Source organism: Mycobacterium sp. E3247 (assembly GCF_001667785.1).
In the GTDB taxonomy this organism is placed as follows: Bacteria; Actinomycetota; Actinomycetes; order Mycobacteriales; family Mycobacteriaceae; genus Mycobacterium.
This window is the reverse complement of sequence record NZ_LZJG01000188.1, coordinates 1-12,212: the sequence shown is the minus strand read 5'-3', so window position 1 is coordinate 12,212 and position 12,212 is coordinate 1. Positions and strand designations below refer to the sequence as shown.

The window sequence follows — 12,212 nt, the reverse complement described above, 5'->3', positions numbered from 1 at the left end:
CCGACCCGCTCCCGTCAACTCGTACCGGCAGAGGAGCGGACCGGCGGTGTGAGGTCGAGGCGCTCCGCGCCGCGTCTGACCGTGAGCAGCAGCGCGCGCGTCCCCAGCGCTATCACCGGCCTGGCCAATTCCAGGACGAACACTTCGCCCGGGTAGCGCAAGGCGATTCGGGCGCGCGCGAGCAGTCGCACCCGGTCCTCCCAGTGCGGCTGCAGGTGAAACGACAAGACCGCATTCCAGCGTTCGGATCGCATGGCGGTGAGCACGAGGTACTTTTCCGGCACGATCTCCGCGACGCGTAACGTCACCCCGTCGGGCAACCCCAGCCATCCCTCGGGGGCCAGGCGGACCGCGTCGCCCACCCGCAGCCCCCCGGCATCGCCTTGCCCCACAGGGCTTCTCAGCCCGTCGATGTCGTCGCGTTCACCCCTGTCCTGGGCCATCTGCAGCAACCGGGACCAGACCGCGGACACGGATGCGTCGACGTCGGTCGCCTCGGTGGTCTGGACCGCCGGATCGCTCACCAGGCCGTCGCCGGGAACTCGCATCTGCGACTCCGCCTTGGTCGCGCCCCAGTTGCGGTAGTACCTGCGGGCGCAGTACAGGACGGCGAGCAGCGCGGTGGTCTGGGCGATCCGCTTCGTCATGTTGGCCATGGCCACAGTCTGCGCGGAGCGGCGCCCTGCCTGCGAGGGTCCTTGGTCCCCGGTGAGCGCGCCGATGTGCTCTGCGGGCCGCGCTCGGCGCAGCTAGCCCGCCGGGGTGATCAGGCCGTAATGGCCGTCGTAGCGGAGGTATAACACGCTGGCGCAACCGTAGTCGGCGTGGAGGAAGAACAGGAACGGCAGGCCGAGCGCGGCCAGCCGGTCGGCGGCTCCCTCTTCGGTGAGGCACGGCAGGGGTTGCGGGCTGATCGTCACCGGCAGCGCATGCTCACTCACCTGGCCGGCCAGGGCCGGCGCCGCCAGCGCCAGGCGATATCCCGTGGGTCCGGCGCGATACAGCACGCCGGCGATGCCCGTGCCCTTCTCCGTGAACAGGTGGAAGTCGTAGTCGAGCAGGTCCATTTCGTCCGCGGCGTCGTCGAGGGTGCAGGGCGCCATCGTGAACGACTTGCGCCGGATGACCCGGCGCTGACCCGGCGGGCGGGGGAAGTAGCTCGGCCGGTGCGCCGGCTGGGATTCGTGGCGCCATTCGTCGGGGCCCGCCGGTCGCTCGCCACGGCGCGCCTCCCAGTGCGCGGCGGCGCGTTCCAGGCGTCGACGCAACCGTGCCGCGAGGAGATCGACCGCTTCCCGTGCCGTGTCGGCCTGGACCTGGGCGCGCACCGGCCGGCCGTCGACGTCGAGGTTGGCCTGCGCGACGACGGGGCGCTGCACCGCCGGGTCGCGATGCCTGGTGAGCCTCACGCGGGCGTGGCGCACCGGCCGGCTTGCGTAGCGGGCGAGCTCACCGACCTTGCTGCGGGCGTATTCGGCTTCCGCCGGAAGCACGTCGCGGGTGGCGACCCGGACGTCGATGTCGCGTGGTGGCGGTGTGCCGTGGCGCATAGCTAAAGTGCTACGTCACTAAACCGGTTGCGGGGCAGGGTCAAAGGTCACCGGAGCGCACCGCCGGCGACACGTGGTCGGGCAATTTGGCCTCCTTGAGCCGCAGTGCCGGCTTCTCGATGACGAACCAGCTGGCCGCCGCGAGCGGCAGCGTGGCCGTGGTCGCCACCGCCGCGAAGAGGAGCGGGTCGAGGTGCCCGAGGCCGCCGATGACGAGGAGCTGCTGGGTGGGCCATGCGTAGATGTACACGCCGTACGACAGATCGTTGTGCAGATGGAACCTGCGTAAAAGGATGCCCGACGCGATGATTCCGTAGGCCAGGGGCAGCGCGCCGACGATCCGGTAGTCGGGCAGCAGCAGGCCGCACACCGCGACGATCGCGAAACTCACCGCGACCCAGGACCATTTGGCCGGTATCACATCGCGGAGCTGATACAGCACCGCGCCGGCGGCGAACATGATCGCGAAGCGGGCCAGACATTGCGGGATCGTCCACGACCACGGGTCGGCCATGGGCCCCAACAGCACCGCCACGAGCACACCCGCGGCCAACATGGCCGAGGATATCCAGCGATGCCGCGCCAGCCCGGCGACGCCGATGGCGAGCACCGCCAGATAGCACATCACCTCGTACACCAGCGTCCACAGCGACGCATTCCAGGTACGGGGATGCGGGACGCCCTGCGGTGTGCCGCCCACGTCGAGCTTGAGATGGGCGATGGCGCTGTTGAACAGCACGAACTTCACGGGTCCGCTGGTGCGCAAAAGGCCTACCGCGGAACCGCCTTGCAGCGCGACGCCGATCGGCGCGCAGACGAAGGCGGTGACGATCAGACAGGTGTAGAAGCCCGGGAGGATGCGCAACGCCCGGGCTCGCAGATACTGCCTCGGTTCGGGTGCGTTGAACCAGCTCGCGGTGACCAGGAAGCCCGACACCGCGAAAAAGCCGTCCACACCCAGAGAGAACAAGAGACGCTCCGCAACCGGCGACGAAACGTGGTGGCCGGTCACGGGAAACGAATGCCACAGGATCACCTCGATGGCCAGCATCAGCCGCCACAGGTTGAGGGCATTGTGATGCCGGTCGAATGCCTGCCCGATCACAAAGCCTCCCCTCTTCGGCGCTCAGTGCAGCGCCGCCGCCCGCACCAGGTGGTCCGCCGGCTGGTCGCCGCTCTTGGCCGCGCCGGTCTCACGCGCCAGGAACGCGGTGAGTTCTCCGATCGCGGTCATCAGGGGAGCGGGGAAGACGATGGTGGTGTTCTTCTCGACTCCCAGTTCGATCAACGTCTGCAGGTTGCGCAGCTGCAGGGCCAGCGGGTGTCTCATCATGGTGTCCGAGGCGTCGCCCAGCGCGGCGGCCGCGCGCGCCTCCCCTTCGGCCGCAATGATTTTGGCCCGCTTCTCGCGCTCCGCCTCGGCCTCGCGCGCCATGGCGCGCTTCATGCTGTCCGGCAGTTGGATGTCCTTGAGCTCGACCAGGGTGACCTCCACGCCCCATTCCACGGTGGTCGCGTCGAGGATCTGGCGGATGCTGCCGTTGATCTTCTCGGTCTGGGCCAGCACCTCGTCCAGGGAATGTTGCCCGACGACGTTGCGGAGGGTGGTCTGCGCGATCTGGTCGATGGCGGAGTTGACGTTCTCGATGACGACGACGGCCTTGCGGGCATCGACGACGCGGAAGTAGGCGACCGCGGCGATGTCGACGCTCACGTTGTCGCGGGTGATGATGCCCTGCGACTGGATCGGCATGGTCACGATGCGCATCGAAATCCGCCACAGGCGGTCGATAACCGGGACGATGAGCCGCAACCCCGGTTCGCGGACGCCGATCACCCGGCCGAGCCGGAAATGCACACCGCGCTGGTATTCCTGCACCACCCTGATCGACGCCAGGGCCAGCAACACCGCCACGACCACCGCAGAGATCACCGCAGTGGCAGCAATGTGGGTCATGAGGACCACCCCTCGACTCGATCCGTTACCAGTGCCGCCACTGCGGCTGACCCTGACGCTAGGGGCGCGACGGCGCGTCGGTCAGCGGCCGAAAGTCCCAACCCGTGCGGCGAAGGGCCCTGGTCCGGGTACGACGGGGCGGAACGCCCGTCATCAGGACGCCGCCTGCGAGCCCGTGGCCCGTTTGCGGATGCGGGCGGCGAACGCGGCGGCCCGGTCGAGGTCGTGCTCGTCGGGCCGCCCCCTGTTGATGCCGCCGATGAATCCGAACGGCCCGACCGTGTCGAACCCCCGGCAGGAGAAGGAGCCGATCACGTCGAAGCCCTTCTGCTCGAGCGTCTGCCGGATCGGCCGGTGGTAGCCCAACAGCGGAACCTCGCGCGCGCCGCTGGTGAAGAAGGTGAACGCCGCGATGTGGTGCCCGGCGGCGGGCAGCCGGCGGACGAGCTTGCGCAGCCTGGCGTCCATCGTCATGTAGTAGATCCCGGAACCGAAACCGACCAGGTCGTAGTCGCCTACGGTGCCGGGGTCGACGGACTCGGGCGTGACGACCTCGGCATCCAGCACCCCGGCCATCCGGTCGGCGACCAGGCGGGTGTTGCCGTGGGATCTCGAAGCGCACACGATCAGCGCCCTCATAGCCAACTCCTTCGCGACGGCGGCTCGGACACTCCATGCTGCGCACGGATCCGCCGACGGGGTAAGGGCGCAAAGGCACCGCGGCGCGGGGCCTTGGTCACTTTGCGTCATCACCGCTGGTGAAGCACCGGAACGGCGACAAACGGAGGTCCTTCGCGGTCGGGACTTCGGTCCCTATCGACGCGTCCGGCGAACGGCTGGAATAGGGGATGTGACCGTGACAGCTCCCGCAGCGGAGCGCAACACCGTGGCGTGCGTTACCGGCGCGCAAGTGATCGTCCTCGAGTTGCATCCCGTATGGATGTCGGCCCAACGACACGCCGCCGAGCTGCTCGAGGCGATGCACCGTCATCCGTCGTCGATGGGCCGCCCGGCCCATCCGACTCGAGCACCGCTGCTGCGGCCCCTGCCATGACGGGAGAGCAGATGGGTACGCGGGCCCGCACGACACTGGGTCGAACGATGGCATTGTCGGCGGCCGCCCTCATGCTGTGGGCGGGTACGCCGGGCATGGCCGCCGCCGACAGCGGGCGTCCGCAACCCAAGCCGGAGGAACGGGCCGCGGCCCTGATTCGGCCGGCCATCATGTACCTCGCCGGTGAAGGGTACGGCCTGGTCCGGCTGCCCAGCGGTGAGGTCCTGTCCCAGTTCGGGCGAGGTTCGACCATGCCTTTCCTGGCCACCTGGAACTGCACGGCTTTCGTCGTCAACCCCGACGGCTGGGTGGCGACGGCGGGTCACTGCGTCGACCCGGCGAGCGCCACGCAACTGATCCTCAAGCGCGCCGCCGAGGAATATCGCAGCGAGTTTCCGGACGCGCCCGAATCCAGCGATCCGGCGACCACTGTGGAGTGGCTGCAGAAGAACGCCAGGGTGGAAGGCGACACGCCCGGCCAGGGCCCCCACGTGGGCATCACGCTGATGTCCGGCAGCGGAACGAAACTCACCGACAAGGTGGTCGCCAACATCGTCGACTTCCGGCCGCTCGGGAAGGGCGACGCCGCGCTTCTCAAGGTGGCCAAGGGCAACCTTCCGTCGTCCGAGCTCGACGTCGACGCCGACGTCACCATCGGTACGCCCGTTCTGGCGGTGGGCTTCCCCGAGAGCACCCAAACCGTCACCGGCGCTTCGCTCGACCCGACGTACAAGAGCGGCAAGGTCAACAAGAAGACCATCGCGGGATCGAACCCCGCGTACGAAATCGACGCCGCGATGACCGAAGGCATGAGCGGCGGCCCAACGATCGGGCTGAACGGCAAGGTGCTCGGCCTGAACAGCTTCGCGCCCGCAGGCGAGACGCAGCCGTTCAATTTCATCGCGCCGGCCGACGGCGTGGCCGCGATACTGGCGAGCAAGGGCGTCAAGCCGACGCTCGGACCCGCCGACCGGTCCTATCGCAAAGGGCTCGCCGACTTCTACGCGGGTCGCTACACCGCTGCGATCGACGAATTCGACCAGACGCTGGCCATGTCGCCCGGCTACCCCGGCCTCGACGACCTCCGGACCAACGCGGCCAACCTGCGCCAGCAATACGGCGATTTCTCCTCGCTGAGCGGCCGAAACCTGTTGTGGTATCTCGTGGTCAGTGTGGTGGCGGTGCTGGGCCTGGGTGCCGGCCTGACGTTCCTGGGGCTCAGGACGCACCGCCGGATTCCGCCGGAACCCGACGTCCAACCCCTTCGCCTGATGCCCAGGCACGAGCTGGTCGCCGAGGAACCCCACTTCTGCGCTCATTGTGGGGCCGAACACCATCCGAGCGAACGGTTCTGCCCGAACTGCGGCAAACACATCGAGGCCCCCACGGCGGCGCGGGGAACCGGGCTCATCTCCTGACCGGCGCGTACATCGCGATGAACGCCGCATTGTCAACCAGATTGGCGACCAGGTTCGACGACGCGGTGCTGCGCACCCGAACGGCCCTGGCGCAGAACGGGTTCGGCGCCCTGACCGAAATCGACGTCAGGGCGACGCTGCGCGATCAGGTCGGGGTGGACATGGAGGACTACCGGATCCTGGGCGCGTGCAATCCGGCCGTGGCGCATCGAGCCATCAGTGTGGATCGCGAGATCGGGCTCATACTGCCGTGCAACGTGCTGGTGCGCGGCGACCCGGGCGCCGCGGGAGTGGTGATCGTCGAGGCGATGGATCCCGGGCTCCTGATCGGGGTCACCGGCGAGCCGGCGCTCATCGCCCTCGCCGCCGAACTCAGCGCGAACCTGCGCGCCGCGATCGCCTCGCTGACCGAAAGCCGTTGATCTCGGCGACCACCATGTCGACCAGCGCCGGCACGGCCGCGGCGACCCGCGGGGTCAGCCCGGTGCCCGGGCCGGTGTCCGCGGCCTCTACGGCGAAGACCACCACCGCGTCGGGCACCCGTCCGAGCGCCCGGCCCAACGCGTGGGTGCGGCCGACGTCGACGCGGTGCGAGCTCAATCCGTCGGGCTGGTCGGGCAATCCGGTCGGGTCATAGCGATGGATGCGGCCCGGCGTGGCTTTGTCGGCGACCGCCGCGTCGATGACCACGGCCAGCCCCGCGCCCGTCCAGGCCTCGAGAAGACCGGTCGGCTCCGCGATGCCGGTTGTCACAACGACGTTCGGCCAAGCGGGGTCGCCGAGCGCGGTGGCGGCGGCGACATCGACGCCGTCGTCGCGCCGGTAGCAGTTGCCGAGCCCGATCACGGCGACCGGTCGGTCATCGTCGCTCACTGCCGCTGCACCGTCAGGGTCAGGAAGTGCGCCGAGCAGGAAATGCAGGGATCGTAACTGCGGATCACCCGCTCGCACAGGGAAGTCAGCGCGGCGTCATCGAGGGTGAGGTTGTCGGACACCACCCGGGCAAGATCCGCTTCGATGGCGGCCTGGTTCTGCGACGTGGGCGGGATGATCTCCGCCGCGGAGACCAGCCCGGCGTGATCGATGTCGTAGCGGTGATACAGCAGGCCGCGGGGCGCCTCGCTGACGCCGTGCCCGGTTCCCGGCCGGGCCGGGACCTCGACGAAAGGCCGTGGCGGCCGCTCGTATTCGTCGATGATGCGCAGCGCCTCCTCGATCGCGTAGACGACCTCGACGGCACGAACGATGATGCTGCGGAACGGGTTTCGGCATTCACCCGAGAGCCCGGCCGCCGCGGCCGCCTGGGCCGCGATCGGTGAAAGCGCCGACGAGTTCAGGCTGTAGCGCGCCAAGGGGCCGGTGATGTAGCGGCCGCCGTCCAGTGTCGCGTGCAGGGCGGTGGAGTGGGGCACCTGAGACTCACGCACGTGCTCGGTGAAATCGGTCACGGGAAACGGCTCCCCGGCGCTGCGCGCGATGACGCCGTTCTCGATCGGATACCGGCCGCTGCGGCTCAGCGCCAACATCTCATGGTCGAGCTCGAGGTCGGGGAAGTCGAAACCGGCCACCCACTCGACCGTCGCGACCGCGTCGTCCAGCGCGCCGCGCAACTGCTCGGCGACGGGGGCGAACTGCGACCGGCTGGGCACCGAGTAGAACCCGCCCAGGCGCACGTTGATCGGGTGTATCGACCGCCCGCCGACGAAGTCCATCAGCGCATTGCCCGCCTTCTTCAGTCGCAGGCCGCGTTCGACGATCTCGCGCTCGTCGCGGGCCAGCGCGATCGCGTCGGGGTAGCCGAGGAAGTCGGGTGCGTGCAGGAGATAGATGTGCAGCATGTGGCTGTGGACCCATTCGCCGCAGTACAGCAGGCGGCGCAGCGCGACGAGCTCTGGATCCACCTCCACACCGCAGGCGCTCTCGATCGCGTTGCAGGCGCTCACCTGGTACGCGACCGGGCAGATTCCGCATACCCGGGCGGTGAGATCCGGCGGCTCGGTGTAGGCGCGCCCCCGAAGGAACGCTTCGAAAAATCGTGGCGGCTCGTAGATGTTCAATTCGACGGTCTGCAGCGCGCCGTCCTTCAGCGTGACATGCAGCGCCCCTTCGCCTTCCACGCGCGTCAGGGTGCCGACGGACAGCGTGCGGGTCTCCGGGTTCACGGCTTGCTCCGCGCACTGTCTCGTTCGGCGGCGAACTTCGCGACGTTGAACGTCGAGAACACCCGGTCGACGTCACCATCGGACATCCCGTCGCGGCGCAGCAGCGGGATCAGTGTTCCGATCTGCGGCGTCGCCGCCGGGCCGAAACAGCCGTAGCAGCCACGACGATGACTGGGGCACAACGCCCCACAGCCGGCGTGGGTGACCGGCCCCAGGCACGGGGTGCCGTCGGCGACCAGGACACACGTCACCCCGCGCATCTTGCACTCGGTGCACACCGTCTTGGCCGGCAGCCGCGGCTTGCGCCCGATCAGCAGCGCGGCGAGGGTATCCAGCAGCTGGCCGCGGTCGATCGGGCAGCCCTGCACCTGGTAATCGACCTTGACGTGCGCGGCCGCCGGGGTGGACGTCGCCAGCGTGTCGATGTAGTCGGGCCGGGCGTAGACGACGGAGGCGAACTCGTCGACGTCGGCGAAGTTGCGCAGCGCCTGCACTCCCCCGGCCGTCGCGCATGCGCCGATGGTGACCAGCACCTTGGATTGCTCGCGGATCTCGCGGATCCGTTGCGCGTCGTGATGGGTGGTGACGGACCCTTCGACCAGCGACACGTCGTAGGGTCCGCCGACCATCGAACTCGATGCCTCGGCGAAGGTGGCGATCTGCACCTGGTCGGCGAGGGTCAGCAGCTCGTCCTCGCAGTCGAGCAGCGTCAGCTGGCAACCGTCGCAGGACGCGAACTTCCACACGGCCAGAGTGGGGCCCATTACAGCTCCTTGACTGCCAGTAGCGGACCGGCGACGTCGTAACCGACGACCGGCCCGTCGCGACACACCAGCAACTGGCCCAGCTGGCAGTGGCCGCACGTTCCGATCCCGCATTGCATGTTGCGTTCCAGCGATACCCGAATATCGTTGGCGGCCATGCCTTTGGCCAACAACGCCTCCGCGGCGAACCGCAGCATCGGCTCCGGGCCACACAGAAACGCGGTGGTGCGGCCGGGATTCAGCGCGAGCCGCTTCAGCGGCTCGGTGACCAGGCCGACTTCGCCGCGCCAGCCGTGGACCGGGACGTCGACCGTCAAGTGCAGTTCGATCTGCGGGTCGGCGGACCACTTCTCGAGCTGGGCGGCGAACACGAAGTCCTCGCGCGAGCGGGCGCCCGCGATCAGGGTCAGCGTGCCGTAGCGGGACCGGCCCGCCAGCGCACCCAGCACCGCCGGGCGCAGCGGGCACAATCCGACGCCGCCGGCGACCATGACCAGATCTCGCCCGGCGGCCTCCTCGAGCCCCCAGGTGGTGCCGAACGGGCCCCGCACCCCGATGACGGCACCCGGCTGCGCGTCGTGCAGGGCGCGGCTCACCGCCCCGACCGCGCGAATGGTGTGCGTGATCGAGCCGTCGGTGACCGTGGGGTCGCCGCTGATCGAGATCGCCGCCTCCCCGATGCCGAAGGCATACAGCATCATGAACTCCCCGGGCTGCGGCGCGCGCAGGACTTCGCCGAGCGGGTCGAGGCACAGTGTCGCCGAATCGGGGCTTTCCACGACGCGGCTGCGTACCCGGTAGGGGTTGGGCGCCATCGAGGACGGTGGTGGGCCGTCAGTCATCGCGGGCCATCTTGTTCATCTCTTCGGTGATGTCGATCCCGGTGGGGCACCAGGCAATACACCGCCCGCAGCCGACACAGCCGGACATGTCGAACTGGTCGTGCCAGGTGCCCAGTTTGTGGGTGATCCAGTGCCGGTATCGCGACTCCGGGGACTGGCGCACGCTGCCGCCGCCGTGCACGTAGGTGAAATCGAACTCGTAGCACGACGCCCAGTGCTGCCAGCGCTCGGCATGCTCGCCGGTCAGGTCGCTGACGTCTTCGGTGGTGGTGCAGTAGCAGGTGGGGCACACCATCGTGCAGTTGCCGCACGTCAGGCAGCGACTGGCGACCTCCTCCCACTGCGGCGACTCGCGGTGTTCGATCAGCAGGTTGCGCAGGTCGGCGTCCGGCATCGCGCGGCCCATCCGGTGCGAAGCGGCCTGCACCGCGGCGTGCGCCGAACCGATCTCCGCGTCGTCGGCGACCCGATGGGGAACGGCCGCAAGGACGTCGGCACCCTCGTCGGTGCCCACCTCGACCACGTAGGTCACACCATCGCCGTCGGGCCGCTCGGTCAGGGACAGGTCGTAGCCCGGTCCGGCCGCGGGGCCGGTGCCCATCGAGGCGCAGAAGCACAACCCGCCCGGCTCCGTGCAATTCACCGCGACCACGAAGGCCTGCCGATGCCGGCGGACGAAGGAGTTGTCGGGGAACTGGCCGCGGCCGAGGACCCGGTCGAGCGTCGCGATCGCGGCCAGGTCACACCCACGCACTCCCAGGAACGCGTACCGCGGAACCTCCTCGTCGGAATCGGCGGTGCTGAACCCGTCCCGGCTGCCGGACCACAGCCGGCGCCGCGGGGGGTGCAGGAACTGCTTCCACGACTGGGGCCCCGACGAATGCCCGAAGGCCGCGTCGTCGTCGCGCCGGCGCACCCGGTAATGCCCCGGGGCCACGTCGACGCCCCACCCCCACGGCAGGTCCGCCGCGGAGTCCAGTTCGTCGAGGACGATGGCGTCATCCCGCAACGTCGGACCGACGACGCGGTATCCGCGCTCGATCAGCACCTCGACAAGGCGGTGCAGCCCGACGGTGTCCAACGATGCGGCACCGGAATGGTCGCCGTGTCCGCTCATCGCCACATCATCCGCCAATTCGACTGTGCTGTATAGGGGTTGACAACGGGGCCATGGACTACCAGTGCCTACCAGTGCCTACCAGGTCTTTGCGAACAGCTCGAGGTCACGTTCCCACAGGGCGTCGCGAGCCCGGTCCAGCCGCGACCGCACGACGGCGACGAGTGTCGCCATCACCATGGTCGCCGCCAGCGCGGTCACCATCGCCACGCCGACCGCCTCGCCCGCGGCGAGCCAGGTCGGGGTGGGCGCGACCACCGGAACACCGTCCCGGTCCACCCAGATCTCCACGGTTCCCCCCGCCTCGGCGCGCTCGGCGAGTTCCAGTGTCCCGCCACGCTCGCCGGTCGGGCCCGGCCACTTCGCCTGCACGACGGTCAGACCCAGGTCCTCGGCCCTGGCCTCGACCACCCTTGCCGTCACGCGGTGGCGTTCGTGCGCCTCCCGGGTGTACACCCGATCCCGCGCCTCGTAGGTCACCGCGCCGACCACACCGGCGACGGGGACGGCGATCAGGGTCACGACCAGCGCGACCAGAACGACCAGGGCCTCGATGCGGTCCGTCCGGCGCAGCAACGGGTTACGACCGAAAAGCCGGGCGACCCGCCAGCGGCGCGGGTCCAAGGTGAACGTGTCCATGATGTCCTCTGCGCCGCAACCGTTTTGAGTGATTTCGCCGTCTCAGTGAGCGACCGGATGTTCGTGATCGACCGCCCACTCGACGAAGTCCGACAGCTCGCGCCGCGGTGTCGCCGGTAAGGGGTCGGCGTTGATCGGCGCCCAGCCCACCCGGAGCAGCATCTGCGGGTAGCTGCTGTCGCCGAAGATGTCGGACTGGACCGCCGCGCGCGTTTCGGGCGTCTCCAACGGTTCGGTCACCGGGCAGCTGGCCAGCCCCAGCGACGTCGCGGTGAGGAGTACGACGCTGGTGGCCTCGCCGGCCCGCAGCTGGGCCAGGCGGTCATCGTTGCGGGTGCCCAGGGCAAGGACGACGGCGTTGTCGTCGGCCGAGGACGAGTCCGGCGGCATGGCCAATACCGCCCCGGCGAAGAACCGGCCCGGAATCTTCGCTGCCGGATCCGGCACCGGCGTGTTGCGCGCGGGGACACCGGCCACCGACGCGTAACGCCCACTCCATGTCGTGAGCTCGGCAAGGTAGTCCTGGCTCAAGTGATCCCGGACGGATTGGGCGACGATGTTGCGCAGATTCTCGAGGTCTTCGACTTGGCACAGGGTCACGCCGCTTCGCGCCGCCCGCGCCGCCATCAGGGCGACATCGCGCTGGCCGCCGCGATACCGCGGCGCCGGACCGACCGCCGCTACTACAGCTCGTGGCCGGTGCCGGTGG

At 69.3% G+C, this 12,212-nt stretch carries 15 protein-coding genes; 3 read left to right on the top strand and 12 right to left on the bottom strand.

Annotation, left to right across the window (positions count from 1 at the left end; all coding sequences use genetic code 11):
* Positions 1 to 14 precede the first annotated feature (14 nt).
* The 5 genes from A9X04_RS10000 to A9X04_RS09980 all read right to left on the bottom strand — a co-directional run bounded on the left by A9X04_RS10000 (position 15) and on the right by A9X04_RS09980 (position 4,146).
* A complete protein-coding gene (locus A9X04_RS10000) occupies positions 15 to 656 on the bottom strand; it encodes a hypothetical protein (RefSeq protein ID WP_067919861.1) in 642 nt (213 codons plus the stop codon).
* 93 nt (positions 657 to 749) lie between these two features.
* Positions 750 to 1,550, bottom strand: coding sequence for a sigma 54 modulation/S30EA ribosomal C-terminal domain-containing protein (locus A9X04_RS09995; protein ID WP_067919859.1), 801 nt, complete (start codon positions 1,548 to 1,550; stop codon positions 750 to 752).
* Between the two features lie 40 nt (positions 1,551 to 1,590).
* On the bottom strand, positions 1,591 to 2,655 hold the full coding sequence (locus A9X04_RS09990) for an acyltransferase (RefSeq protein ID WP_067919857.1): 1,065 nt from the start codon (positions 2,653 to 2,655) through the stop codon (positions 1,591 to 1,593).
* 21 nt (positions 2,656 to 2,676) lie between these two features.
* Complete coding sequence (locus A9X04_RS09985) at positions 2,677 to 3,507, bottom strand: slipin family protein (protein WP_067919855.1); 831 nt, start codon at positions 3,505 to 3,507, stop codon at positions 2,677 to 2,679.
* A 153-nt stretch (positions 3,508 to 3,660) separates the two neighbouring features.
* Entirely contained in the window at positions 3,661 to 4,146 is a 486-nt protein-coding gene (locus tag A9X04_RS09980; protein ID WP_067919853.1) for a flavodoxin family protein, read from the bottom strand.
* A 217-nt stretch (positions 4,147 to 4,363) separates the two neighbouring features.
* On the opposite strand from A9X04_RS09980, the gene A9X04_RS09975 reads away from it, so the two are divergent.
* Genes A9X04_RS09975 through A9X04_RS09965 form a run of 3 tightly spaced genes read left to right on the top strand, consistent with a single transcriptional unit; the run spans position 4,364 to position 6,401 of the window.
* The gene (locus A9X04_RS09975; RefSeq protein WP_156764301.1) at positions 4,364 to 4,561 is read left to right on the top strand and encodes a hypothetical protein; all 198 of its coding nucleotides are present in this window, start codon (positions 4,364 to 4,366) and stop codon (positions 4,559 to 4,561) included.
* 11 nt (positions 4,562 to 4,572) lie between these two features.
* Complete coding sequence (locus A9X04_RS09970) at positions 4,573 to 5,979, top strand: trypsin-like peptidase domain-containing protein (RefSeq protein WP_067919908.1); 1,407 nt, start codon at positions 4,573 to 4,575, stop codon at positions 5,977 to 5,979.
* A 17-nt stretch (positions 5,980 to 5,996) separates the two neighbouring features.
* Positions 5,997 to 6,401: a DUF302 domain-containing protein gene (locus tag A9X04_RS09965; RefSeq protein WP_067919849.1), complete on the top strand. Its 405-nt coding sequence runs from the start codon at positions 5,997 to 5,999 to the stop codon at positions 6,399 to 6,401.
* Here the strand turns inward: A9X04_RS09965 and A9X04_RS09960 are convergent.
* From A9X04_RS09960 to A9X04_RS09930, 7 genes are all read right to left on the bottom strand, one after another.
* Entirely contained in the window at positions 6,352 to 6,852 is a 501-nt protein-coding gene (locus tag A9X04_RS09960; protein WP_067919846.1) for a hydrogenase maturation protease, read from the bottom strand. The two genes, A9X04_RS09965 and A9X04_RS09960, sit on opposite strands and share 50 nt — an antisense overlap.
* Entirely contained in the window at positions 6,849 to 8,141 is a 1,293-nt protein-coding gene (locus tag A9X04_RS09955; RefSeq protein ID WP_067919843.1) for a Ni/Fe hydrogenase subunit alpha, read from the bottom strand. The genes A9X04_RS09960 and A9X04_RS09955 overlap by 4 nt, the downstream gene beginning before the upstream one ends.
* The gene (locus A9X04_RS09950) at positions 8,138 to 8,905 is read right to left on the bottom strand and encodes an oxidoreductase (protein ID WP_067919841.1); all 768 of its coding nucleotides are present in this window, start codon (positions 8,903 to 8,905) and stop codon (positions 8,138 to 8,140) included. The genes A9X04_RS09955 and A9X04_RS09950 overlap by 4 nt, the downstream gene beginning before the upstream one ends.
* Entirely contained in the window at positions 8,905 to 9,720 is an 816-nt protein-coding gene (locus A9X04_RS09945; RefSeq protein WP_156764302.1) for an FAD/NAD(P)-binding protein, read from the bottom strand. The genes A9X04_RS09950 and A9X04_RS09945 overlap by 1 nt, the downstream gene beginning before the upstream one ends.
* 19 nt (positions 9,721 to 9,739) lie before the next feature.
* Positions 9,740 to 10,864: a 4Fe-4S dicluster domain-containing protein gene (locus tag A9X04_RS09940; RefSeq protein ID WP_067919837.1), complete on the bottom strand. Its 1,125-nt coding sequence runs from the start codon at positions 10,862 to 10,864 to the stop codon at positions 9,740 to 9,742.
* A gap of 78 nt (positions 10,865 to 10,942) precedes the next feature.
* Positions 10,943 to 11,503, bottom strand: a complete 561-nt coding sequence (locus tag A9X04_RS09935) for a hypothetical protein (protein ID WP_067919835.1) — start codon at positions 11,501 to 11,503, stop codon at positions 10,943 to 10,945.
* A gap of 42 nt (positions 11,504 to 11,545) precedes the next feature.
* Positions 11,546 to 12,212: NAD(P)H nitroreductase (locus A9X04_RS09930; protein ID WP_156764300.1), on the bottom strand; the 667-nt coding region annotated here is incomplete at its 5' end.